We start from the raw sequence: 24,151 nt of genomic DNA on the forward strand, positions 1-24,151 counted from the left end.
TGAGGTTGATGTTATGAACGTAGTGTTATTAGTACTGATGATGATGGCGATTGGGGCACTGATCGGCGGACTGACCAACTCCTTAGCAATAAGAATGTTATTCCGTCCCTATGAGGCCAAATATGTCGGGAAGTACCGGCTTCCGTTTACCCCAGGTCTCATACCCAAGCGGCAGCAGGAACTCGCCCGTCAGCTGGGCCGGATGGTTGTGCAGCACCTTCTGACAGCGGAGGGTATCCGCAAGAAGCTCGAGGAAAGTGAATTTCAGCGCCAGATGACCGTTTGGGCCCAGGAGGAAGTCAAACAGCTTTTGAAGCAGGATAAAAAAATAAGCGAACTGCTGGCTGCCTTTGAGGTACAGACAAATGAAGCAAAGGTAAGGCGGAAGGTTTCCTACTGGGTGGAAACACAATATGAGGAAGTGATGGAACAATATCGTCCGATTCCTCTCAGTGATGTGCTTACTACTGATATGCTCAAAAAGACGGAAAAAGCCACAGATAAGCTGGCTGCAAATATCCAGCTGAAGATAGGGAGCTATATCGACAGTCCAGAAGGGAAACGAAAAATTGCGGATTTGATTGAACACTACCTTACAGGCCAGGGGTTTTTCGGGAATATGATTTCTTCGTTTATTACCCCACAAGGACTGACAGATAAAGCCCATCCCGCGGTACTCCAATACGTACGGGCTCCTGAAACGAAAGCATGGCTGGTAGAGCTGATCGGAAAAGAAAAAGAGTACTGGCTCCATCAGCCCGTTGGTGCGATTGAGGAAAGAATCGGAAAAAATACTATCAAGCGTGCATTGGGAACCGCAGTTTCCAAGACTCTGCCTCTTGAAAACTGGCTGAACCGAACTGTGGCAGAGTGGGTGCGGCCGATTCGCTCGAAAATTATCCAGGATGCTGTCCCGGTAGTTGTGTCACAACTGGGCACTTTACTTGCCGAACGGATTGAACCGATGATGAAGAAACTGCACCTGGCAGAAATTGTCCAGGAACAAGTAGAGGCTTTTTCAGTGGGAAGACTGGAGGCAATGGTGCTGGATATTTCCAGACGGGAACTTAAAATGATCACCTATTTAGGGGCATTACTTGGCGGTTTAATTGGTATTATCCAGGGTTTGATTGTGATATTTTTAGGATAATGGCTCTATTCCTATACACATTCGTTCACGTTTGTTATAGTGGGGAAGGAATCAAAGTAAGTGAAACATACAGGAGGTAATTTTTTACAATGGCAAATATTTATGATAACGCGTATGACTTGGAGAAAGCGATCCGTTATAGTGATGAATTCCAAGGACTAAAAGAAGCATATGAAGCAGTAATGGCTGATGAAGCAGCAAAGAAAATGTTCGATAACTTCCGTGAAACTCAAATCAACTTGCAGCAAAAGCAAATGCAAGGCCAGGAAATCACAGAAGAAGAAGTACAGCAGGCTCAGCAAGTAGTTCAGCTTGTTCAACAGCATGAAGTGATTTCTAAGCTTATGGAAAAAGAACAGCAATTGAACACGGTGATCAATGATGTCAGCCGTATCATCACTAAGCCGTTGGAAGAACTATACGGCACTCCAGAAGAACAGTAATCGTAACAAAAGGTCAGGCCCCCGGGTCTGACCTTTTTTCTTTTATTTAGGCACTGAATAAGACAATTTTAATTAAAGATGATTGCGATTTATGTTTTATTACATCGAAACTGGCAGGATTTTGTAAGCAGATTAGCGAATGAAAAGAAGAGGTTTTAATCAAAGAGGGGGATATCATGAATTACTTTGAATTAGAGAAAAATGATAACGTAATCGAGCTGAAGATCGCGCGAGGAGAACGATATAATGCCTTGAATGTGGCGATGCTGGAAGAATTCGTAGCCGCACTCGAGGAAGTGGAAGCAAGTGATGAACAAATCGTTGTCCTTTCCGGGAAAGGTGACGGGTTCTGTGCCGGCGGAGATGTCACCATGATGACCGAAGTCAGTGAGGAAGAAAAATTCAATGAAGTGATGAGCAATATCGAAGCGGTAGTGACAAAGCTTTATACCATGCCGAAGGCGGTTGTCGCTTCTATCCATGGTCCTGCTGTCGGGTTAGGTCTCAGCATCGCACTAGCTGCCGATTATATTATTGCCGACCCTGATTCACGTTTTTCGATGAATTTCATCGGTATCGGGCTGCTCCCGGATGGAGGAGGACATTTCTGGCTGCAGGAGCGTCTTGGTACTCATCGTGCCAAGCAGTTTGCCTGGAATGGCGAAGAATTGTACGCCAAGAAAGCTTACGATTATCATCTTGTCGACCAGGTTGCCGGGGAAGACCTTCAGGCAGAAACGAAAGCGCTTGTTGCTCATTGGAGTAAGCGCCCGCTGCAATCCATGATTGCTACGAAGCAATTATACCATCAGCACGGGGTGGAAAAGTTGAAGCATTACCTTGAGGAAGAACGAAAAGCCCAGTGGAAACTGCGACAGACAAAGGATCATCAGGAAGGCGTTCAGGCTTTCATGGAAAAACGAAAGCCAAAGTTCACAGGAAAATAAAAACCAGGCTCCTATCCATGATTACTGATAGGAGCCTTTCTATTTCTACCTATGGAATAAGACAAGATGGCCTTCTGGGGCTACACAACGATGCGTGTGCTCTTCATAGCCGTGTTCCTGTAATTTATTCTGACCGATTTGCTTTGCGTCATGATCATCGGCAGCTTCGAAATTTTCATCCAAAAGTTTTTCCCCGTCTTTTGCAAAGACAGTCAATGCGTATGCTTTCATTTTAATCCTCCTCTTCATTTCCCACTTTCTACTATTAGATATAACCCATAAAAATTCCTGCTTATTTCTTTTATTTCCCTATCAAACAGGCAGTTAAAAATACTTCGAAGAAATGAAACTATTTTCCTAATTCAACCGTATAATTGGAGTAGTGAAAAGGGGGAGAGGTTATGACGCTTCAATTGGCAGGAGTGACCAAGCGTTTTGGCAGCACTGTAGCTGTAGATGACTTATCGCTTACGATACCAGAAAAAGAAATGTTTGGATTTTTAGGAGGTAATGGAGCAGGAAAGACGACAACTTTCCGGATGATTCTTGGATTAATGAATCCTACGAAAGGATCGATTGTCTGGAATGGAGAAACGATCAGTTACGAGAAGAGCCATATTATCGGCTATCTCCCGGAGGAACGGGGTCTTTACCCTAAGTTAAAGGTGAAAGACCAGCTTGTCTATCTGGCACGGCTAAGAGGAATGGATAAGCAGGCGGCATTTCGTGAACTCGACAGCTGGCTGGAACGCTTTTATATACCGGAGTATAAAGAGAAAAAGGTAGAGGAATTATCCAAAGGGAATCAGCAGAAAATTCAATTCATATCAGCAGTTATACATAAACCCGAACTGTTGATTTTAGATGAACCATTTTCAGGACTGGATCCTGTCAATGTCGAGCAATTGAAAAAGGCAGTTATCGATTTGAAAACTGCAGGAACTACTATCGTATTTTCTTCTCACCGCATGGAACATGTCGAAGAACTATGTGAACACCTGTGCATCCTCCAAAAAGGACGTCCAGTTGTACAGGGACAGCTGAAGGAAATCAAGCGTTCATTTGGAAAGAAAAACTTGCGCATTCATGCTGATTTTGACTTAACATACTTAAAAGAATTGCCGGGTGTAGTGACATCCAAATCGGTGAGTGAAGGCTGTGAACTGCAGATAAAAAACGAAGCGGCAGCTGCCCATGTTTTTGAAGCCTTACAGGGGAAAGGCTTTGTCCGTCTATTTGATTTAGAAGAGCCTTCCTTGAATGACATATTCATTGAAAAGGTGGGTGCTTCTTATGAATAAGTTTTTTATCATGCTGGCCCATACGTATTTGAATCGGTTAAAATCGAAGTCGTTTCTTATTACGACTGGTGTCACGCTGTTACTTATTATTGGTCTTGCTAACTTTGAGATGATAACCGAACGGTTCACCGGAAAAGAATCGGATGAAAACCAGAAAGTGGCGGTTATTGGTGAGCGGGAAGGGTTACTGGAGCCATTGCAAAGTTATTTGGATGGGCAGGATACTACGATTGAACTTGCTGCCTTTGAAGGAACGAAAGAGGAAGCCGAGCAGGCAGTGCAAGATGGAGAATATACAGCTTTCATCGACATCGCTGAATCGGATGGAACTCCAAACGCCACCTATTATGCGAACCAAATAGCCAACACAAATGTAAGCAATCAAATCCGCGAAGCGCTTCAGCAGGTAAAGGTCATGATAGCTGCAGAGCAGGCTGAGATAGACCCGGAAGTATTCCAACAGATTTCAGCACCTGTCAATTTTGAGACCGTAGCTTTAGAAGAAAACGCGAAAACGGAGGAAGAACTGAGTGAAGCGCGCGGCCTTGTCTATGTCATGCTGTTTATCATGTATTTTGCTGTAATCATGTATGGCAACATGATAGCCATGGAAGTAGCAACAGAGAAATCAAGCCGTGTGATGGAAATATTGATTTCCAGTGCTTCTCCCGTCGCCCAGATGTTTGCTAAGATTTTCGGTATTGCTTTACTCGGACTATCGCAAATCACGTTATTCATGGTTGTTGGTTATCAGGCAGTTAAAATGAATCAGGAGACGATGACGGGCGGTGTTTTTGACTATTTTGGACTGAATAATATGGAGATCAGTCTATTCGTCTACTTGATCGTTTTCTTTATTCTTGGGTATCTTCTTTATGCTACGCTCGCTGCTATGCTCGGTTCACTCGTCAGCAGAATCGAGGATGTACAGCAATTGATTGCCCCGATGACACTGGTTATTGTCGCAGCCTTCATGATTGCTATGTTCGGACTTAATGCCCCGGATTCAGGGTTTGTTACGGTTACTTCGTACATCCCGTTCTTTACACCGATGCTGATGTTCTTGAGGGTCGGCATGCTGGATGTGCCAATTTGGGAGGTGGGACTATCCATTGGTATGCTAATCGCCACGATTATGCTGCTTGCGGTCATTGGTGCAAGAATCTACAGCGGTGGAGTATTATTGTATGGGAAGTCTTCCTCGCTGAAGGATATCAAAGCAGCCTTACAGCTGTCGAAAAAAGAATAATTGGTAAACCGCTGGGGTTATTCCTGGCGGTTTTTCTTATAAACAAGGTTCATTTTCCTGTTAAAAGAAGAGTAGCAGCCAAGGCTTAAAGAATAGCCTGGCTGCCAGCCAGGAAGTTATTCCCCCATATTCTTTTTGCCATATTGCATGTTCGTTGTCTGGTGTTCGGGTTCATCAACAAATGGATCGACGGGACCCTGGTTTTTCTTTCCCTTTACACTAGCCGCACTTTTAGCGCGCTCGGATGGGTTTTTCTTTTGTTTTGGCATCGGAAAAGCACCTCCTTGTACTTAGCATTTCATAACTTCCTGAAAAATTGCTATCGAACGTGCATTCGTTTTTTTGCTTTGCTACAATGAAAGGAAACAGGGAGAAGGAGAGGTACACGCATGAAACCTCATCTTAAGTTCATTCATTGTGCTGATTTACATATAGATAGTCCATTCAAAGGGGTGGGGGAGCTGCCGCCTCCATTGACATGGCAGGTTAGGGAAAGTACATTCTTTGCTTTGGATAGGCTGGTCGATCAGGCGGTAACCCATAAGGTTGATTTTGTTTTGATGGCCGGAGATTTATTTGACGAGGAAATAAGGAGTCTACGGGCGCAAATCAAGCTTCGGGACGCTTTTCGTAAGCTAAAAGACAACGGGATCAAGGTGTATGCCAGTCATGGGAATCATGACTATTTGTCAGCCGACTTCCATCCGGTCACATATCCCGACAATGTTCATGTCTTCCAGGAGGAACAGGTAACCCACGAAGCTTTTTGCAAAAACGGAGAAACACAGGCCATCATTTATGGATTCAGCTATCATAACCGGGCGGTCACGGAAAGAAAAGCAGCGGAATACATTCGTACAAACGATCATGCCTATCATATTGCCATGCTGCATGGCAGTATTGAAACCAATACGGAACATGACGTTTATGCTCCCTTTCGTCTTGGGGAATTGAAGGAAAAAGTGATGGATTATTGGGCACTTGGTCATATTCATAAACGGACTGTATTAGCCGAAGCTCCACCGATTATTTATCCTGGCAACATCCAGGGAAGATCCATCAGAGAACCTGGTGAAAAAGGCTGTTACCTCGTAGAAATGGGAGAGAACGGAACGAATTTGACCTTTCTGCCACTTCAGGCGTTCCAGTTTGAAACGTTCCACTTATCTACGAAAGCCGAAAGTTTTGATGAACTTGAACAAATGATTGCAACAAAGAAGGAAGAATGGAGAAACACAGGACCGGCAATCATCCATTTACATATTACCGGAGGGGAAGGACTGGCAACTCTTCGGCATCATCATGAAGAGATGGAGGAGCTGGTGGAGATTATTAATGAACAGGAACAATCGGAAGACCAATGGTTGTGGATCAGAAAAATGGATATCGAAGCTGTTTCTCCATGGGATGAAGGGCAGCTGATGCAGGAAAAGCACTTTGTAGGGGAAATGCTCCGCCAATTTCAGCAGGCTGAAGAGATGGACGACTGGCTGAAACCACTGTACTGTCACCGTAAGGCCCGTAAACATTTAGAAGTTTTGAGGGAGGAGGAAAAAGAGCAAGTGCTGCAGGAGGCTAAGGATTTATTACTTATGGAATTATTGAAGCGATGAGAGGAGGGGCGAGTGTATGAAAATCACCTATATACATATATATGGATTTGGAAAGTGGCAAAATTTCACGTTGCATCTGGAAAAAACGAATTTTCCGATCATGATTGGGAAAAACGAAGCAGGAAAGTCGACAATCCGGAAGTTTATCTTATTCTTACTTTTTGGATTACCTCCGAAGCAACGTGAATTTTATCAGCCGAAAACAGGGGGCACGGTAGGAGGCAGAATGGAACTTCTCCTGGATAATGGAGAGAAGATGATGGTTGAGCGTCTCCATGATCGGAATAATGGAGCAGCGGTCTGTTTGTTCCCGGATGGGACAGAGAAAGATGAAAGCTGCCTGCACGCATTGTTAGGAATGGGCCGCCATACGTATGAAGCGATTTTTTCCTTTGAAGCTGCTGATCTGACTGACCTCCATAAAATAGACCAGAAGGATCTTGGAGAAACATTACTTAATATCGGCTTGACAGGATCAACTCGGATCAATGAAACAGAGAGGGCATTGGGACAGCAGCTCTCCGCACGATTCCGCCCCCAAGGAAAGAAGCCGCCAATCAACCAGCGGCTGCAAGAACTCGACAAGATAAACGAGAAGCTAAAGGAAATGGAACGAGAAGAAGCGTCTTATCAGCAGCTGAAAAAAGAACAGCAGAAAACTAAGGATCACCTGGAATTATTGTGGCATCAAAAAGAAACAATACAGGAAGACTTATTTCGTCTGCAACGATTGCTGCAAGTGAAAGATGTAGTGTTAGCCTACCATCAGTATGCGAGCTCCAGCACAGAAAAGCCGGTGGAATTCCCGGTTGATGGAAAAGAAAGGCTCCATGCCCTCAAGGATCAATTGCTGCCATTAGAAAGTGAGCAGCAGCTCGTCCTCCAGCGCATACAGGAAAATGAGCAGAGATTGGAAAACCTCCAGAACGCCAAGCTTTCTCCCAAGCTGTTAGAAGAAATGAAGGAATTATCAGTTGCTCTTCCTGACATACAAGACTCGATAAGGAAAGAAGAGGAACTAAAAGAACGCATCAGGGAATACGAATATAACGTTACTCGTGAGTTGAAAGAGTTGAATATCAATCTCACCCAGGAAGCGCTGGCGAACTATGATTTTCCATTCTTTTTAGAAGAGGAATGGGCACAGGCTGCCAGACAGAAAGAACGCCTGGAAGGTGATGAAGAGCGCATGAAGGAACAGGAGTATCTGCTGTCAGCTCAGGAAAAGCATATAGAAGATAGAAGGGCAGAATGGGAGGATCAGCTCCTGGATGAACGTTCTTATCATCACTATATAACGGACTTGGAAGCTTTTGAACAGAAGCAGCGCCGTGGCGGGGGAAATGAAGGATCAGCGTCTGATAAACGGCAGCGACAGGCGAAGCAGACATTTGGCCTGACTGCTGGCCTGGCAGCGATTGGACTTATGACTGCATGGCTGCTGTCCTCTTTGCCTGTTGCCATGTTTGCTCTTCTGATGCTTATTGGCGGCTATTATATTTATAGACAGTCAACTTCGTTGGGGGCTGAGTTGTCCCAGGAACCGGACGTGTCTAATCTTTCTGAGGATGAATATCATTTATATCGTAATAAAGTCGACCAGCATGAAAAAGCCTCCTATGAACTGGAGCACCTGCAGGAGCAATGGCAGCGTTCTTCTGTAGAACGGATGAAGCTGGAAGAACAAAAGCAATCCATTTGTAGCCGGCGTGAGCGACTGAACCAGCTGATAGAAGAGCAGCGCAAACAATATCCTTTTCTTTTAGAAGTATCACCAGTTCATTGGGGACGGCTCTATCATGCAGTAAAACCGTTACAGGAACAATTCCGCCAGGCCCAAGAGCTGAAGGAAGAAGTTGCTTCCCTGGAAAATGAACGGAAAAAGTATACGGTGCAATTGGAGACGTTTTTAACAGCCGCTGGATGGGAATGGAACGATAATCAGCTTTCTGCGTTGATTGGTTATTTTTATGAGGGAGAAAAAGCAGTTCAAGAAACAGACCGGGATCGTGTACGCTTAGAGGCCGATATAGAAGACCTGCGGGAGAAGAAAAAACAGCTGGAGATAAGGATGCTACCGTTCAAAAAGGAAAAGAACTCCTTATTTGAGGCAGCGGGATCAGAAAATGAGCAGGACTTTTTACAGATTGCTGAAGCAGCCGAAGCAGAAAGGAACCGTCGGGATAAACGGGAAGACTTAAGAAGGCAGCTGACAACGATATTGAAAAAGGATGATATCGAGGGTTATCAAGTTATGGAGAAAGTACCGGATTATCAGCTGCTGGAACAACAACTAACACAGCTCCAAGAAAAATTACAACACGTAGAGGAAGAGCGGGATAGCAGAAGGCAAGAGCTTGCTGACCTCCATAATAAACTATCTAAGCTGGAACATGCAGCTTCTTTTTCTGAGCAACGTCACCAGCTGCAGGCAAAGCGCGATGAACTGCAGGCAGAAGCAAGAGAATGGGCTGTCCTGCAAACGGCATACAACATGTTGCTGCAAACGAAAGAAGTGTATCAGCACACGTACTTACCTGATGTATTGGACCGGGCGAGCGACTTGTTTTCCCGGCTGACCGAAGAAGCCTATCATCGAGTGCATTTTCACCCTGAGCAGGGGGATTTGCAAATAGAAACGGCTGATGGTTTCAGCTTCAGTGCTTCTGAACTTTCCAGAGGTACGGCAGACCAGCTTTATGTCGCATTACGTCTGTCGTTGAGTGCCGTACTATCCAGTGAAGAACGCCTGCCATTTCTTATTGATGATGCATTTGTTCATTTTGATCGTACAAGAACCGGAGTCATGATGGATATCATCAAGGAGCTCACCGTTTCCCATCAGGTGTTTTTGTTCACGACCAGAGAGGATTTGGCTGATAATACGTCCGGGGCTGCAACGATCAAACTCTCGGACCGGATAGCAGGCGGGTTAGCTAATTGAAATTATTAATGGTAAAATGTTTTCAGATTAGATAGGGATGGATGAATGGAGGGTTTTCCTGTGGCGAAAAAAGGACAACAGACAGATTGGGGTAAATATGAAGAAACAGTGGAAAAGTTCATCCAGGTGATTGCGAAAAATATGAGCCTGTATGGGGTTACTCCTTCCATCGGCCGTTTGTATGGAGTTTTGTATTTTGCAGACGAACCCATGACGCTCGATGAAATGCGCGACGCCCTGGCGATGAGCAAGACGAGCATGTCGACAGGTGTCCGTGCATTATCCGATATGAAAATGGTCGAGCCAGCGTTCAAACGCGGAGTGCGGAAGGACCTGTATAAGTCGGAAGAAGATTGGTATAAATCATTCACTACATTATTTGGGAGCCGTTGGCGCCACCATACCGAAACAAACATCGAGGAAGCGGAAGAAACGATCGCCAAACTCGAAAAGATAGCAGATGAATCTGAAGATGAAGAGTTGCAAGAAAGAGTTTTAGCGGACATTGAGCGACTGCGTTACGCCAAAAATTATTATCGCTGGCTGATGGAGTTTATCCGCGTTGTGGAATCCGGAGAAATTTTTCAGTATGTACCCAAAATCGATCAGCATGAAGATGATCGGTGATGGGTGAACTCATATAGACCGATTCCGAGGAAAATTACAGGTAGCGTTGTTCTTTTTTGTTGGTAAGCGGGGAGGAGATTTGATGAAGAAAGGGATAGCTAATTATAATATCGGGGATGGTTTTGACGGATTTATGATGATTAAATCCGCTTCTAAAGGAGTGGCGAGCAACGGGAAACCTTTCCTGACGTTAATATTGAAGGACGCAACAGGAGAAATTGAATCGAAGCTTTGGGAAGCTACATTCGAAGATGAAGCTGTATTTCAAGCCGAAGAACTCGTGAAATTAAGTGGAGAGGTAACCAGCTTTCGGGGACGCCCCCAATTGAAAATCCAGTCGATCCGACCTGTTCAGGCAACGGACGGGGTAGCGCGGGAAGACTTTATTGAGAAGGCTCCTATTAAAAAGGAAGCATTGATGGAGCGGATCACCGAAGCCATTTTTGAAATGAAAAATCCGAATATCCAACGCCTGGTGAGATACTTCGTGCAAAAGTATCAAGAGGCATTGCTGACGTTTCCAGCCGCCACTAAAAATCACCATGCTTATGTTTCAGGACTCGCTCACCATATCGTATCAATGCTTAACTTAGCGCGGGAATTGAAAGAGCTGTACCCTTCGCTGAATAAAGATTTGTTGTATGCCGGCGTGATACTTCACGATTTAGGCAAGCTAAAGGAATTATCTGGAGCGGCCGCTCCTAATTATACAATGGAAGGAAAATTGATTGGGCATATTCCGATGATGGTCCAGGAGATCGGTCAGGCTGCGGAAGAATTGAAGATTAATACGGAAGAAGTGACCATCCTGCAACACCTGGTCCTATCACATCATGGCAAGAGTGAATGGGGGAGTCCGAAGCCGCCACTCGTACGGGAAGCAGAAGTCCTTCATCTTATTGATATGCTTGATGCTAAAATGAATATGCTCGATCGCGCCCTTGGTAAAGTGCAGCCAGGGGAGTTTACCGAACGGTTATTTTCTATGGAGCAGCGCTCCTTCTATAAACCTTTATTCGAAGATAAATAAGGCATATACGTCCGCTTGTCCGCATAAATATTAGTACAAAGCGGACAGGGAGGATCATGCCATGTTATTCGGAATTCCAATTTGGGTTTACTTTTGCATCCTGTTCATCTTCCTGAGTGGTTATATGGCTTATAAAGCAATGCGTGCCGAGAAGAAGCTGGAACACCAGTTTATCGAACGCGAAGGCCAGGTCTATATCCGACGTATGGAAGAGGAGCGTGAGCAAAGAAAACATAATAAGTCTGTTGCTTCAGGTTAATGATTGTTTTTTCCTCCTTTATGATGAAGCTGTCTGAACTTACATGTCAGGCAGTTTCTTTTTGTTTTAAAATCATAGCGTCAACGAAACATAAAAACAGCCAGGCATGGATGCCTGGCTGTTTCGTCTGTCATCAACCTTCTGCAGGTTGTTCTGGCTTGTCGAATAGTCCTTCAAATTCATCAAGTTTTACGTCAATTTCAGCATCTTCCATCATTTTATCCATTTTGGCCTGGAGTTCCTGCTGGTCAACTTTTTCGGAAGCCAGTTGACGTTTGATAGTATCTTTTTCTTCTTCAAAAGAACCAACATCTTCTGCTTCTCGTTCATCGGTTTTCTTTATGATATGAAAACCAAATTCCGTTTCGATTGGCTCACTGATTTCTCCGACTTCCAAATCGTAAGCTGCATCTTCGAATTTGGCCGTCATCTCACCTGTTGAGAAGAAGCCAAGTTCGCCACCCTTTTCTCCTGAGCCAGGATCAGTAGAATGCTCTTTGGCCAGTTCAGCAAAATCTGCTCCGTCATCCAATTGTTTTTTGATATCTTTAGCTGTTTCTTCATCTTCGACAAGAATGTGGCTCGCTTCTACTTCTGTTTTCATTTTATCGTAATAAGCCTGCATTTCATCTTCCGCTACTTCGACATCTTCCATTGCTGCTTTCTCCTGGAGCAGGCTTAGTCTAAGTGTATCTTTGAAATCTTCTTCATCTTTGAAATTATTTTGCTGAAGGATCATTTCGAATTGGTCACCGTATTGTTCCTTCATTTGCTCAAGTTCTTTATCTACTTCTTCTTCAGAGACTTCATAGTTGGCAGATAGAACTTCAGACATGACCAGCTGCTGAAGTACTGCTTCACCATTCTGGTCTTTTAATGCTTCGTAAAATTGTTCCTTTGTGATATCTCCGCCACTTGTTTCAACAACGACTTCACTATTGTCTTCCGCATCTGAACTGCAGGCAGATAAGGTTAATACTCCTGCTGCAAGTGTGGCAGCGACTGCAAACTTTTTCATTCCTCAAACACTCCTATTATGTAATTATTCTAGACGTAGGGCAGTAAACAACCTATGACATAATATAACATAACCGAGTTAGCAAAAACTAGTACGTTTTTCAAAATATTAGGGATGGGGGGCATGCGCCTATCCAAAGGATGGGGCAGCTGCATAGGATACTGTACGTATCAGATAAGGGGGTGAGGTTATGAGTCGAGGATATGGTGGCGGTTTCGCTTTGATCGTCGTGCTATTCATTTTGCTCATTATTGTAGGGGCAGCATGGCTGTAATCCCTGACAGGTGAATTAGAAAAGCCAGACGCTGGTTTAAGCGTCTGGCTTTTTTTGTTTATTTAATCTTATTTTTGGAAGTCAATCATGAAGTCAGACCGCTGCGTTTAAGACCTCTACATAGGAGGAAATCAATAAAATCGTTATTAATACATTAATCGTACGGAAGACACGCGGCTGTTTCTCTTTAGACATGTTCGTCTTCGTACATAACGAATGCGTCAGAGAATTTATGATGAGTAGAATGACTAAGGCGTAGATGATAAATACGAATGCCACAGCTGGATTACCCCCTTTATTCTTATCCATTACTTTAACAAAAATTAATGTTTTTGAACAGAATTTAATATTTGTAAAAACAAGACAGAAAGGAAACGTAAATCAAAAATCGAGTACAAAACCCTGTGAGGTTTTATACTCGATAATCTATCTTTATTAATTAGGAGCTTTTTTGTTTAATTAAAATATCATAACCATCTTTTGCATTTTCAATGATACAACGACGAGGTGCCCGGATAAATTGGTTCAGATACAGGAAATCGGTGAATGATAACCCGATGTTTACAGCTGCAAACAGAACAAGATAAGCGAAATATCCAGGGAATATGAAGCTCATCGCCAAGGCTGGCATAGTAATAAATAAAGAAGGTGCCAGTGCCATGAAAATAGATGTTTTTTTAGATAATTTGGATTGACACCGGTAATCAAATGTCGGAATCCATCTTCTTTTGAATGACCATTTCACCCTTACACGCTTATTAGCAAGTACTAATGGCAATATATGCATCATCCGGTGCAATGACGGTAAGAAGAACAGAATGACCAGCAAAGGGATGAACCCATGGTCTTTTACATCATGTGTCAAATGAACCAGTGAAAAAGGCAGATACAATATTAGAAATGCCAACAACCCTGTAAGAAAGGATGTGAGATAAATACGATTATTACCGAAATCCTTAGTGATGTTTACTGTTTTCCAGCAATTCATCTCAGAATCCCCCTTTGCTGCAAAAATGACTGAAACATTGGAATGAATGTTTCTATGATATTTGGGGTGAAACCATATGTTTTAGTAGCACAAATGGAATAATAGTATGTTTTCATAAAAAAAGCAATAGGTTTTTATAAAAAAAATAAAAGAGTTTTTGGACTGCCATGACAGGGCTTGATGCAGATATGTTTACAAGGTTTGAAAAGTGCTAAACGGGTAATGGAAAAAGAGAGGCGAAGGCGAAGAAATGGAGAGATGTACATGGGCAAATATACAGATAAGCTGAGGCAATATAAACCAGATCGATCCAATGCAGATGATCCCGTTGACGCCATAGGTACTGCCAGGATTAAGCAAAGGCTGCATACGCTGGAAAGAAAAATTGGTGTGGGCAGCAGGCATCATATTGCAACAGACCATCCCGGTATTAAAGCGGACGGAAAGCATAATGACACTTCAGGTATCCAGCGTTTACTGGATGAAGCGAAAGACAAACCAAACGGAATTTCTATTTATTTCCCTGCAGGTGTATATAAACTGACATCGACCCTTTTTATTTTCGAAGGGACACGGCTGGAGTGTCATCCAAAAGCGGTTTTCAATAAAGTCCACCATCGCGGCATGCTGCAGAATATAAAAAAAGACAGTACCGACACAGGACATAATGGAAATGGGAATATTACCATAATTGGAGGAGTCTGGGATAATAACGGGCACCGTTACTTAGGGGGGACGTGTTTTGTTTTTGGCCATAGCAAAAATTTAATATTTCGTGATCTAACGATAAAAGATGTATCACCGGGTCACGGGATGGAAATAAACTCATCTAAAAATGTCCTGATTGACGGTTGTAGATTTATTGGGATGGCCCCTAAGAAAAAGAAGCTTTATTCGGAAGCGGTACAGTTGGATTTGATGAAAAGTAAAGGGGTTTTTCCCTGGAAAAAAGGACATTTCGACCATACCCCCTGTCAGGATGTGATGATTACAAATTGTTACTTCGGCCCGAGTGACAGGCTGGGAAGCTGGGGGAGGGCGATCGGATCACACTCAGCAACCTCAGACCGCTGGCACCGGCGAATTATCATTACGAATAATATCATGGAAGGAACGTTGCAATGGGGAGTGCGGGCTTATTCCTGGGAGGATGTGACGATTAACGGAAATATCTTCAATGGGTGCGGTGCGGGCCTCTCGATTGACCCCAACCATGTAGGGGAGGGGGAAGTGGACAGCGAAGATATCGATGGCAACCAGACTTACACCAGCAATCAGGTAAAACGTATCACGATTCAGGGAAACCAGTTTACGAAGCCGGGCAGGCATGGATCTGTGATGAGTATTACCGGTGATCAACATCATGATATGCTAGAGGTGAATGTCACGGGGAATATCATCGAAAATCCTTCCTCCACCTATAGCATCTATCTTGCTCACATCGCTCATTCTAACGTTTCCGACAATATTGTAACCGGCGGAGATAAGGGCATCAAACTAGTGGCATGCAGGCAGGTGAATGTCATTGGGAACAACATAAAACAGATAAAGGCAACAGGTATTGAGGCATTTAGTGGTAATAGAGATTTGACCATAGCTAATAATACATTGTCGCTGATAGGAAGCCATGGAATATGGATTACTGGCAATGTCATGACGGCGGTAAATAACAACCATCTGACCGGAATTGGTGGAGGAGGGGGAGAAGACGCTCAGGGCATCCGTGTGACTTCTTCGTGTGAAAGAATTTCCATCGTCGGCAACATGTTCAGTAGTCAGGAGCCTGGATATCGAATGATGTGTGCCATTCATACCGCTTCGTGTACCAAAAATACGTTAGCTGCAGCTAATAACGCTTTCGGTATAGGATTCGATTTTTGCGGGAATGTTACCGAAAATGGAAATGCGGGATAAATAAAGATAAAGAGGAGAGAAACCGGCTTGATGATCGGTTTCTCTCCTTTTTTATGGGAGAATCCGGTGGATGCTAAACCAGGTCTTTAGCTGTTGGTTTCATCGCTTTGAAGTTATCCGTAATCAACCGGTGGAAGCGAATCATCTCCCCGAGCCGCTCATGCAATTCCTCAATCTTTTCCATGTCGGCAGGTTCTTCGATCTGCTTTACTTCCTTCTTTATAGAGGACTCTATTTGTTTTAACGAATGTGCTTGTCTGTTGGCTGCATCGAGCCATTTTTGTATATAAGAAGTCATGAATTGCCGATATAAGTTTTCATCTGCACGATAAAGGTCTTTTCGGACCCCTTTTTTCCAGACACTTTCAACGAGGTTGAGGTCGAGGAGACTCTTAATACCATTGCTCATGGCAGTTTTGCTCTTTCCGAGTGCTTTACTCATCTCGTCGAGTGTCATTGGTTCCCCATGCAGGTACAAGGTCACGAATAATCGAGCTTCGGTTGGGGTCAATGCGAACATTTCTAACGTCTTAGAAAATTCATGAATGACCTGGGTATGCAGTTCTTCGATCGTATTAGAATAAGGAGCCATAAAATCCTCCTTTGTAAAAATTGGCTAATTACCACGTTATATCAAGGTGATGAAAAATCAAAATGAGTGATAGCGGTTTAATTGAAAGAAAAAGAGAGGAAAACTACGATATTTACTTTTTAAATTTTGTACAGAATAAACTGTACGTTATTTTCATACTTTTTTAACTGAGTTTATTGTTTGTGCTTTTTATTACATGTGCGTTACAGTATGTAGGGTGAGCGCAGAGAAATGGGCAATACTAATCATAAAAATTAGACAAAAAGTTATAGTGAGGTGAATTAAGTGCCTGTTATTAAAGTAGATAAGTTATCTAAAATTTTTGGTAAGAACGCCAAGCAAGCGACTAAGCTGCTTGATCAAGGCTTATCAAAGGAAGAAATATTAAAAAAGACAGGTAACACAGTAGGTGTCAATCGTGCTTCTTTTGAAGTAGAAGAAGGAGAAATCTTTGTAATCATGGGTTTATCCGGAAGTGGTAAATCGACGCTGGTCCGCCTGATCAATCGTCTGATTGAACCAACGGAAGGCAGTGTCATGATTGACGGGGAAGACCTGGCCAAGATGAATAAGCAGGATTTAAGAAAAGTACGACGTGAAAAATTGAGTATGGTTTTTCAAAAGTTCGCTTTATTCCCGCATCGTACGATTCTTCAAAATGCCGAGTTTGGACTTGAGGTACAAGGTATCGATAAGAGTGAACGTGAAAAACGTGCCAAGGAATCTTTAGAAATGGTTGGTCTTGGCGAGTATATTAACCAATATCCTTCCCAGTTATCTGGCGGGATGCAGCAGCGTGTCGGTCTGGCGCGGGCATTAGCCAATGATCCAGAAGTTCTATTGATGGACGAAGCTTTCTCCGCTTTGGATCCGTTGATTCGTAAAGAAATGCAGGATGAACTTTTAGAACTGCAGGAAAGTATGAAGAAAACGATCCTTTTCATCACACATGACCTGGATGAAGCGCTTCGGATTGGGGATCGCATCGCTTTGATGAAGGACGGAAAAATTGTCCAAATCGGTACACCGGAAGAAATCCTTGTCAATCCGGCTAACGATTATGTCGAGAAGTTCGTCGAAGATGTCGATCGCTCTAAGGTACTGGAAGCCCAGCACATCATGAAACGCCCAGAAACAGTGGACATCGAAAAACATGGTCCACGTGCTGCTCTGGAGCGAATGAGAAAAGAAGGTTTGTCCAGTATTTATGTGGTGGACAGAAAACGAAAGTTATATGGTTATGTAACAGCAGACGATGTTTCTGCTGCCGCAAAACAAGACAAGAAAGATTTAAAGGACATCCTTCATACGGATGTGCCAAAAGCGGATATGAATACGACCATGCACGAAATTTTCGATATGATTCATGACTCTCCTGTACCGATCGCAGTCGTTGAAGAAGATAAGCTGAAAGGTATCATCGTAAGAGGAGCTGTCATTGCAGCATTAGCAGGAAGCGAGGTGTCAATCAATGGAGATCATTCCTAAGCTGCCTGTTGCCGAGTGGATTGACAATGCCACGGATTGGACAACAGATACGTTTGAGTTTTTATTCGATTTCATTAAACAGGATTTTGGAGACTTTATTGAATTTTTCGCAGAGGATCTTTTGATGGCGATACCTATCTGGTTATTTATCGCTGTCATTGGCGTGCTGGCTTTCTTTGTATCAGGAAAACGGTTCGGTTTAGTTGCTTTCTCTGTGATCGGGTTATGGTTTATCAGCAACCAGGGATTATGGGAAGAGCTGATGAACACCTTCACTCTGGTCATATTTGCCAGTCTGATCTCTGTCATCATCGGGGTACCATTTGGTATCTGGATGGCAAAAAGTAAAACGGTTCAGACCATTCTTACTCCGATACTCGATTTCATGCAGACGATGCCGGCATTCGTCTATTTGATCCCGGCGGTCGCGTTTTTCAGTATCGGGATGGTTCCCGGGGTATTCGCATCGGTTATTTTTGCGACGCCTCCTACCGTTAGGTTCACCAACCTTGGTATAAGGCAAGTATCGAAGGAACTGATTGAAGCATCCGATTCATTCGGTACTACCGGGACGCAGAAATTATTTAAAGTACAGCTGCCGATGGCTAAGACAACCATCATGGCTGGTATCAACCAGACGGTCATGCTTTCTTTATCTATGGTTGTTATCGCGTCTATGATCGGTGCAAAAGGCCTTGGACAAACCGTAATTACCGGTCTGCAACGCGCGGATGTCGGTACTGGTTTCGTAGCAGGACTGGGAATTGTTATTCTTGCGATCATCATTGATCGCTTCACACAAAACTTAAATACGCAAAAAGGTCAATAAGGTCTAATGAAAGGGTAAAAGACCAGCTTCTGCTGGTCTTCTTATAAAAATTCTATTAAAAGGGGCGAATTAATTATGTTTAACTTAAACTGGAAGCGGATTGGAATAGCAGCTGGTCTATCATTGTCACTTGTCGCAGCAGGTTGTGGTTCTGATGATAATGAGGGTGAAAGCAACGAAGAATCAAACGGAGATAATACACCTGCCTACAGCGAAGAAGTGAACTACACGATTACTGGTATCGAAGCAGGTGCAGGTGTAGTGGCAGCAGCAGAGTCTGCGGTAGAAGAATATGAAAACTTGAGCGGGTGGGAAGTATCAACTTCTTCAAGCGGTGCAATGGCACAAGAATTATCTAGTGCATATGAAAATGAAGAGCCGATCATCGTGACTGGCTGGACACCGCACTGGAAGTTTGCAAAGTATGACTTGAAATACCTTGAAGACCCTAAAGAAGTGTTCGGCGGTGAAGAAGAAATCAAAACTATGGTTCGCGAAGGATTAGAAGAAGACATGCCGAACGCCTACAAAATTTTGGACCAATTCCAATGGGAAACAAGCGACATGGAGGAAGTCATGCTTGAGATTTCTGAAGAAGGAGCTTCCCCGGAAGAAGCGGCACAAAATTGGGTAGATAACAATGCGGATAAAGTAGATGCGTGGACGGAAGGAACAGAAGAAGTAGATGGGGAAAAAATTACACTCGTATATGTGAACTGGGATTCTGAAATCGCGTCCACGAACGTCGTCAAGTATGTATTGGAACAACAAGGTTTTGATGTAACGATTACTGCTTTGGATAATGGACCAATGTGGGAATCCGTAGCTTCAGGAGAAGCGGATGGCATGGTTGCTGCATGGCTGCCAGGTACACACGGTGCCCAATATGAACAGCATCAGGATAGTCTGGAAGACCTTGGAGCAAACTTGACCGGTGCTAAAATTGGTCTGGTAGTTCCAGAATACATGGATGTAGACTCCATTGAAGACCTACAGCCAGATGAATAATTGACTTTTATCACCCCTGCTTTCCTGTGAAAGCGGGGGTTCCTTTTATTTAATGGAGACAGGTAAAGTCCATTACTAATAGGAAAGACTTGCTTGCTGCCGGAAAGGTAATTGAACCGCATACACTTTGAGGCATCAAAAGGGCTGCCCCGTCGAGGTCTTATTCGACTTTTGGGACAGCCCTTTTAAAGTTATGCTTTTGGTTTGTCTGGATCTTCCATAGGCGGCGTCTGTGGAGATGTGTTTTGTTCTTGTTTTGCTTTTTCTTCCAATTCTTTCAAGCTTTCTTCGATTTGCTCGAGGTATTTCTGGATGTTTTTCTGATGAGGTTCTACTGTCTTTTTCCAGCTTTCAATAGACGACTTCACATCTTCTGAAAGGTCTTTAATCAATTCAGCTCCCTCTTTGGAGGTCTGGGCGATTTGATCTTTCAATTGCATACCGTCATCTTTCAGTTTGAGTACAGTATCTTTCAGCTGTGCACTTTTGGCTTTCGCGTTTTCACGGAATTCTTCTCCGGAAGTTTTTGTATTCATCAACGTGTAAGCGGCACCAGCTACTCCACCCACAAAAAAGCCCAATAGTAACGATTTACCGTTTGCCATAACATAACCCCTTTCAAACATCTTCTTTTTTTATTTTCTCTTTCTATGTAAAAATGAAACCCTTTTTAAAAGAATATCGGAGGCCTCCCATTATTATGTCCGTTTATCGTGTAAAAACACTTAGCTTATCGTTGGACCCTTATAGGGAAAGCCTTTATTTTTATTATACTTTATTCTACTCAGAAAATTAATCGTTCCTAAAGTGTAAAAAAACCTCCAGCCTGCCAGCCAGAGGTTTATGAATATTATTGATAACTCGCGCTTAGTTGTGACCGTTTCATAATTCCCTGGGTTACAGGATATATGACCATCATTGCAATGGTATTGATCGCAGCTGTCGGCAGCACGATAGTAGCAAACATGACAGGGAAACTTCCTTCCATCAACCCGATGATGAATAGAATGACGCTAAGGAAAATGGTTCCACTGACCATGGTGCCTAAAGCTGTCAACAAAGGGGCATAGATGTTCTGTTTCACAAATTTGCGCCCTGCGATGAATAACCCGAAGAAAGCTAATGCGGTCAACGGCTTATCAATAATGTTCGCTATCTGACCTCCAGGTACTGTTGTCGTAAGTGCAGAAATGAATCCTGTCGCCAAGGAAAGGATCATCACATATTTGATTTTAGGAAATAGAATAATTCCCAGAAACATCATCGCCAACAGCATATCGGGACGCATTCCTAAAAAGAATGGCGGCATGATTGCATGTAAAACGGCACCGATTCCAACAAGTAATGAAAGCATGACTAAAATACGAATATTCACTTTATTCTCTCCTCTTCTCTACTGATCTCTTCTACATTTACTTTTCCAGACGTGTCCTCGTGACCGTCTGCGAAAGTATAAGTACATTATATCAAAACCTCACCAATCAGAAAAGTATATCTATTTATGAGGAAGAGATATTCTGATTGATTTCTTCCGCAATTTTTTGCAAATCATCTGTATTGTATTCATCAGAATGGACTTCCCAGTTGGAGCTGTATCCATCTCCTTTTCCGTACCTGGGAATCAGATGAATATGTAAATGGAAGACGGATTGATCGGCAGGCTTTTCATTGTTGTTCAAAAGATTCATTCCAATTGGCTGATATGTCTCTTTAATGGCAGAAGCAATCTCTGGCACGCGAGTGAACAGTTTCCCTGCGGTTTCAGCATCGGTCTCATAAATGTTTTTCGTATGTTTTTTTGGAATAATAAGCGTATGACCTTTCGTTACCTGGCTGATGTCAAGGAATGCGTATACATCTTCGTCCTCATACACTTTTGCAGAAGGGATGTCGCCTGCTACGATTTTGCAAAAAATACAATCTTCCTTATGACTCATACTACTCACTCCTTTATAATCGTTGTCTGTATTGTATCATAATCTTGACATCGGTAAGAAACCACTCCGCTTATAAAATTACTCATAAGAAAACAGAGCACCGAAACCGGTACTCTGCTATAAAAGGAGTGAAGCTAATCATTGATCGAATTGTTACCTATTTTTTCAAAAAGAGAAGCCATTCAATTGGAAAAGCTTCCGGAATTTTGGATAGGAAACCGCTGATAAGCCTTCTGTCAACACCTCATTTGTCATGGGGAATCTGGATCTGGCTCATGAATGATCTTTCACCGACACCTCATTTCGTGGTTGAACCACTAGTTGATGTTGTCATTGTGAAACGGGGTACTGCCTCACTCCTTACTACGTAGTTTGGCGGAATGAGTCGAAATTATGCACATGAATTTTTTGGCATAGTTTATGGGTAGTGGTAAAATTCTATAAAGAAGGATTGCAATGGAGAGGATGATTAAATGGAACCTTTATTACATATTGAAAACCTCCACGGAGGTTATACACATAAAAATGTCCTGCATGGAATTTCTTTCGATGTCCATCCCAATGAAATCGTCGGTCTGATCGGTTTGAATGGGGCAGGGAAAAGTACAACAATCAAGCACATCATCGGGATGATGCAGGCCAAAAAAGGACAAGTAGCCGTTAATGGGCAGAGGTTTGAAGAGAATCCGGAGGCCTACCGTCAGCAGATGGCTTACATACCTGAAATGCCGATCCTGTATGATGAACTTACGTTATATGAACACTTGCATTTAACGGCGATGGCTTATGGCATCGAGGAACAGGAATTCAAAAAACGTTTGGATCCTTTGTTGAAGGAATTTCGCATGGAAAAGAAACTAAACTGGTTCCCGGTCCATTTTTCGAAAGGAATGCGTCAAAAAGTAATGATTATGTGTGCATTTTTGATTGAGCCATCCTTATACATAGTGGATGAACCTTTTGTCGGTCTTGATCCTCTTGGTATTCAGTCTTACCTGCAACTGATGGAGGAAATGAAACAGGAGGGGGCAGGCGTGCTCATGTCCACCCATATTTTAGCAACAGCCGAGCGCTATTGTGACCGTTTTGTCATTCTCCACGATGGGGAAATCCGTGCCAAAGGAACCTTGAAAGAATTGCAGGAAGCCTTTCAAATGCCTGGATCATCATTGGATGACCTGTATGTTCAGTTGACAAAGGAAGAGAACCATGATTGATGCGAAGGCGTTTTGGCAGAAGCGGTTTAATGAGCATACCAAAGAAACAGGCAGGTATTTAAAATATATTTTCAATGGGCATATCGCTGTAGCGATGATATTCTTCCTTTCAGCATTAGCTTATTATTATCAGCAGTGGCTGACGGAGCTTCCTGAAAACTTCCCGACTGCTGTGATTGTCGGCATCGCTTTTGGTTTAATCGCCAGTTATAGTCCGGTTCGTACGCTCTTGAAAGAGCCGGATCTTGTTTTCCTTTTGCCTGCAGAACACCAATTGAATGATTATTTCAAGCGCTGTCTCTATTACAGCTATGTCATCCAGCTGTATTTAGTGCTGCTGGTTGCTGCTGCGTTAGGACCATTGTATTTTGCCAGCTATCCGGAACAGGGCACAAGATATTACTTGATGATGATGCTCGTGGTCCTTGTTTTCAAAGGGTGGAACATGATGGCGAACTGGTGGATGCTGAAAGAAAGGAACCCTAATACCAGGTTATGGGATCAGCTGATACGGATTCTGCTCAGCATTGTCGTGTTTTATTTCTTTGCAGCGGGCGAGCTAATGTTTGCCGGAGTTGTTACCGTGCTTTTATTTGGAGTGACGATGTACAATTATTCCCTTGCAAAGAAAAAACCCGGTCTCGTCTGGGATGTTCTTGTCGAAAAGGATCAGGCGAGAATGCGTGCTTTTTATCGGATTGCAAATATGTTTACCGATGTACCCCATTTAAAAAACACAGTGAAGAAGCGTCACTGGCTGGTAGGACTTCTGCTCAAGCCTGTTACTTACAAACAGTCACAGTCATTTGACTATTTATACCGGATCACCTTTGCCCGGAGCAGCGACTATGTCGGCATGTATTTCAGACTGCTGGTCATTGGCGGGCTTGCCATCTACTATGTGCCAAATGTCTGGGTGAAAGTCGCTTTTTCCATTTTGTTCCTGTATCTAAGTGCGTTTCAGATGATGACGTTATGGAATCATCACCGGACGATTGCCTGGATGGATTTATATCCATTGAGGCAGGAATGGCGGCAAAAGGCCGTGCTGAAATGGCTGTTTCAGCTGATGTTATTCCAGACGTTCCTGTTCGGTTTGCTGTTCATCATCCAATGGAATCCTCTTGGCTTACTGCTCGTTTGGGTAGGAGGAGCCATCTTCAGCTGGCTGTTTACCCAGAGCTACATCAAACCAAGACTCACGTAGGAGCCTGCCCTCAGGCTCCTTTTTTGAAAGGCTCTGTTAAATCTCCGTGTTGATTTTGCAATAAAAGCTCCCTTTACCTGAAAACTCAGTTTCGAGACTTTTGATTGCGATTATGG

General features: G+C 43.3%; 26 protein-coding genes. 17 read left to right on the forward strand and 9 right to left on the reverse strand.

Going from position 1 to position 24,151, the window contains the following annotated elements:
• Positions 1 to 13: 13 nt before the first annotated feature.
• The 3 genes from B9Y67_RS11540 (at position 14) to B9Y67_RS11550 (ending at position 2,540) form a co-directional block, all read left to right on the forward strand.
• Complete coding sequence (locus B9Y67_RS11540; RefSeq protein WP_085506873.1) at positions 14 to 1,150, forward strand: DUF445 domain-containing protein; 1,137 nt, start codon at positions 14 to 16, stop codon at positions 1,148 to 1,150.
• An 89-nt stretch (positions 1,151 to 1,239) separates the two neighbouring features.
• The gene (locus tag B9Y67_RS11545; RefSeq protein ID WP_085506874.1) at positions 1,240 to 1,593 is read left to right on the forward strand and encodes a YlbF/YmcA family competence regulator; all 354 of its coding nucleotides are present in this window, start codon (positions 1,240 to 1,242) and stop codon (positions 1,591 to 1,593) included.
• Positions 1,594 to 1,769: 176 nt separating this feature from the next.
• Positions 1,770 to 2,540, forward strand: coding sequence for an enoyl-CoA hydratase (locus tag B9Y67_RS11550; RefSeq protein WP_085506875.1), 771 nt, complete (start codon positions 1,770 to 1,772; stop codon positions 2,538 to 2,540).
• A 45-nt stretch (positions 2,541 to 2,585) separates the two neighbouring features.
• On the opposite strand, the gene B9Y67_RS11555 is transcribed toward B9Y67_RS11550, so the two are convergent.
• Positions 2,586 to 2,771, reverse strand: coding sequence for a YhzD family protein (locus B9Y67_RS11555; protein ID WP_085506876.1), 186 nt, complete (start codon positions 2,769 to 2,771; stop codon positions 2,586 to 2,588).
• Positions 2,772 to 2,941: 170 nt separating this feature from the next.
• Between B9Y67_RS11555 and B9Y67_RS11560 the strand changes: the two genes are divergently transcribed.
• Positions 2,942 to 3,841: an ABC transporter ATP-binding protein gene (locus tag B9Y67_RS11560; RefSeq protein ID WP_085506877.1), complete on the forward strand. Its 900-nt coding sequence runs from the start codon at positions 2,942 to 2,944 to the stop codon at positions 3,839 to 3,841.
• Complete coding sequence (locus B9Y67_RS11565; protein WP_085506878.1) at positions 3,834 to 5,090, forward strand: ABC transporter permease; 1,257 nt, start codon at positions 3,834 to 3,836, stop codon at positions 5,088 to 5,090. Before B9Y67_RS11560 ends, B9Y67_RS11565 begins: the two co-directional genes overlap by 8 nt.
• Before the next feature lie 116 nt (positions 5,091 to 5,206).
• On the opposite strand, the gene B9Y67_RS20460 is transcribed toward B9Y67_RS11565, so the two are convergent.
• Positions 5,207 to 5,359 carry a YuzL family protein gene (locus B9Y67_RS20460; protein ID WP_139823792.1) on the reverse strand — a complete coding sequence of 51 codons (153 nt, stop codon included), beginning with the start codon at positions 5,357 to 5,359 and terminating at the stop codon, positions 5,207 to 5,209.
• A 120-nt stretch (positions 5,360 to 5,479) separates the two neighbouring features.
• Between B9Y67_RS20460 and B9Y67_RS11570 the strand changes: the two genes are divergently transcribed.
• The 5 genes from B9Y67_RS11570 (at position 5,480) to B9Y67_RS11590 (ending at position 11,563) form a co-directional block, all read left to right on the forward strand.
• On the forward strand, positions 5,480 to 6,703 hold the full coding sequence (locus B9Y67_RS11570) for a metallophosphoesterase family protein (RefSeq protein WP_085506879.1): 1,224 nt from the start codon (positions 5,480 to 5,482) through the stop codon (positions 6,701 to 6,703).
• A gap of 16 nt (positions 6,704 to 6,719) precedes the next feature.
• The gene (locus B9Y67_RS11575; protein ID WP_085506880.1) at positions 6,720 to 9,647 is read left to right on the forward strand and encodes an ATP-binding protein; all 2,928 of its coding nucleotides are present in this window, start codon (positions 6,720 to 6,722) and stop codon (positions 9,645 to 9,647) included.
• A 60-nt stretch (positions 9,648 to 9,707) separates the two neighbouring features.
• Entirely contained in the window at positions 9,708 to 10,274 is a 567-nt protein-coding gene (locus B9Y67_RS11580) for a GbsR/MarR family transcriptional regulator (protein ID WP_254901788.1), read from the forward strand.
• An 82-nt stretch (positions 10,275 to 10,356) separates the two neighbouring features.
• The gene (yhaM, locus tag B9Y67_RS11585) at positions 10,357 to 11,304 is read left to right on the forward strand and encodes a 3'-5' exoribonuclease YhaM (RefSeq protein ID WP_085506882.1); all 948 of its coding nucleotides are present in this window, start codon (positions 10,357 to 10,359) and stop codon (positions 11,302 to 11,304) included.
• Between the two features lie 61 nt (positions 11,305 to 11,365).
• Positions 11,366 to 11,563 carry a sporulation YhaL family protein gene (locus B9Y67_RS11590; protein ID WP_085506883.1) on the forward strand — a complete coding sequence of 66 codons (198 nt, stop codon included), beginning with the start codon at positions 11,366 to 11,368 and terminating at the stop codon, positions 11,561 to 11,563.
• 133 nt (positions 11,564 to 11,696) lie between these two features.
• On the opposite strand, the gene B9Y67_RS11595 is transcribed toward B9Y67_RS11590, so the two are convergent.
• On the reverse strand, positions 11,697 to 12,581 hold the full coding sequence (locus B9Y67_RS11595) for a peptidylprolyl isomerase (protein WP_085506884.1): 885 nt from the start codon (positions 12,579 to 12,581) through the stop codon (positions 11,697 to 11,699).
• A gap of 190 nt (positions 12,582 to 12,771) precedes the next feature.
• Between B9Y67_RS11595 and B9Y67_RS11600 the strand changes: the two genes are divergently transcribed.
• Complete coding sequence (locus B9Y67_RS11600; protein WP_037985558.1) at positions 12,772 to 12,855, forward strand: YjcZ family sporulation protein; 84 nt, start codon at positions 12,772 to 12,774, stop codon at positions 12,853 to 12,855.
• 93 nt (positions 12,856 to 12,948) lie between these two features.
• Here B9Y67_RS11600 and B9Y67_RS11605 read toward each other — a convergent pair whose 3' ends face one another.
• Both B9Y67_RS11605 and B9Y67_RS11610 read right to left on the reverse strand, forming a co-directional pair.
• Entirely contained in the window at positions 12,949 to 13,134 is a 186-nt protein-coding gene (locus B9Y67_RS11605; RefSeq protein ID WP_085506885.1) for a hypothetical protein, read from the reverse strand.
• Between the two features lie 160 nt (positions 13,135 to 13,294).
• Positions 13,295 to 13,843 (reverse strand): DUF3267 domain-containing protein, encoded by a 549-nt coding sequence (locus tag B9Y67_RS11610; RefSeq protein WP_085506886.1) that lies wholly within the window; start codon positions 13,841 to 13,843, stop codon positions 13,295 to 13,297.
• A gap of 264 nt (positions 13,844 to 14,107) precedes the next feature.
• On the opposite strand from B9Y67_RS11610, the gene B9Y67_RS11615 reads away from it, so the two are divergent.
• On the forward strand, positions 14,108 to 15,757 hold the full coding sequence (locus tag B9Y67_RS11615; protein WP_176223981.1) for a right-handed parallel beta-helix repeat-containing protein: 1,650 nt from the start codon (positions 14,108 to 14,110) through the stop codon (positions 15,755 to 15,757).
• 73 nt (positions 15,758 to 15,830) lie between these two features.
• Here B9Y67_RS11615 and B9Y67_RS11620 read toward each other — a convergent pair whose 3' ends face one another.
• A complete protein-coding gene (locus B9Y67_RS11620) occupies positions 15,831 to 16,349 on the reverse strand; it encodes a GbsR/MarR family transcriptional regulator (RefSeq protein WP_085506888.1) in 519 nt (172 codons plus the stop codon).
• Positions 16,350 to 16,634: 285 nt separating this feature from the next.
• Between B9Y67_RS11620 and B9Y67_RS11625 the strand changes: the two genes are divergently transcribed.
• The 3 genes from B9Y67_RS11625 to B9Y67_RS11635 all read left to right on the forward strand — a co-directional run bounded on the left by B9Y67_RS11625 (position 16,635) and on the right by B9Y67_RS11635 (position 19,674).
• A complete protein-coding gene (locus tag B9Y67_RS11625) occupies positions 16,635 to 17,837 on the forward strand; it encodes a quaternary amine ABC transporter ATP-binding protein (protein ID WP_085506889.1) in 1,203 nt (400 codons plus the stop codon).
• Positions 17,821 to 18,666 carry an ABC transporter permease gene (locus tag B9Y67_RS11630; RefSeq protein ID WP_085506890.1) on the forward strand — a complete coding sequence of 282 codons (846 nt, stop codon included), beginning with the start codon at positions 17,821 to 17,823 and terminating at the stop codon, positions 18,664 to 18,666. The genes B9Y67_RS11625 and B9Y67_RS11630 overlap by 17 nt, the downstream gene beginning before the upstream one ends.
• A 75-nt stretch (positions 18,667 to 18,741) precedes the next feature.
• Positions 18,742 to 19,674 carry a glycine betaine ABC transporter substrate-binding protein gene (locus B9Y67_RS11635; protein WP_085506891.1) on the forward strand — a complete coding sequence of 311 codons (933 nt, stop codon included), beginning with the start codon at positions 18,742 to 18,744 and terminating at the stop codon, positions 19,672 to 19,674.
• Positions 19,675 to 19,865: 191 nt separating this feature from the next.
• On the opposite strand, the gene B9Y67_RS11640 is transcribed toward B9Y67_RS11635, so the two are convergent.
• The 3 genes from B9Y67_RS11640 to B9Y67_RS11650 form a co-directional block, all read right to left on the reverse strand.
• Positions 19,866 to 20,279 carry a YtxH domain-containing protein gene (locus B9Y67_RS11640; protein WP_085506892.1) on the reverse strand — a complete coding sequence of 138 codons (414 nt, stop codon included), beginning with the start codon at positions 20,277 to 20,279 and terminating at the stop codon, positions 19,866 to 19,868.
• Between the two features lie 245 nt (positions 20,280 to 20,524).
• Positions 20,525 to 21,049 carry a tryptophan transporter gene (locus tag B9Y67_RS11645; RefSeq protein ID WP_085506893.1) on the reverse strand — a complete coding sequence of 175 codons (525 nt, stop codon included), beginning with the start codon at positions 21,047 to 21,049 and terminating at the stop codon, positions 20,525 to 20,527.
• 124 nt (positions 21,050 to 21,173) lie between these two features.
• On the reverse strand, positions 21,174 to 21,611 hold the full coding sequence (locus B9Y67_RS11650; protein WP_085506894.1) for an HIT family protein: 438 nt from the start codon (positions 21,609 to 21,611) through the stop codon (positions 21,174 to 21,176).
• A 473-nt stretch (positions 21,612 to 22,084) separates the two neighbouring features.
• Between B9Y67_RS11650 and B9Y67_RS11655 the strand changes: the two genes are divergently transcribed.
• On the forward strand, positions 22,085 to 22,828 hold the full coding sequence (locus B9Y67_RS11655; protein ID WP_085506895.1) for an ABC transporter ATP-binding protein: 744 nt from the start codon (positions 22,085 to 22,087) through the stop codon (positions 22,826 to 22,828).
• The gene (locus B9Y67_RS11660) at positions 22,821 to 24,035 is read left to right on the forward strand and encodes an ABC transporter permease (RefSeq protein ID WP_085506896.1); all 1,215 of its coding nucleotides are present in this window, start codon (positions 22,821 to 22,823) and stop codon (positions 24,033 to 24,035) included. Before B9Y67_RS11655 ends, B9Y67_RS11660 begins: the two co-directional genes overlap by 8 nt.
• Positions 24,036 to 24,151: the final 116 nt, after the last annotated feature.

It is taken from the genome of Thalassobacillus devorans (assembly GCF_900176565.1).
Taxonomy (GTDB): domain Bacteria; phylum Bacillota; class Bacilli; order Bacillales; family Halobacillaceae; genus Thalassobacillus; species Thalassobacillus devorans_A.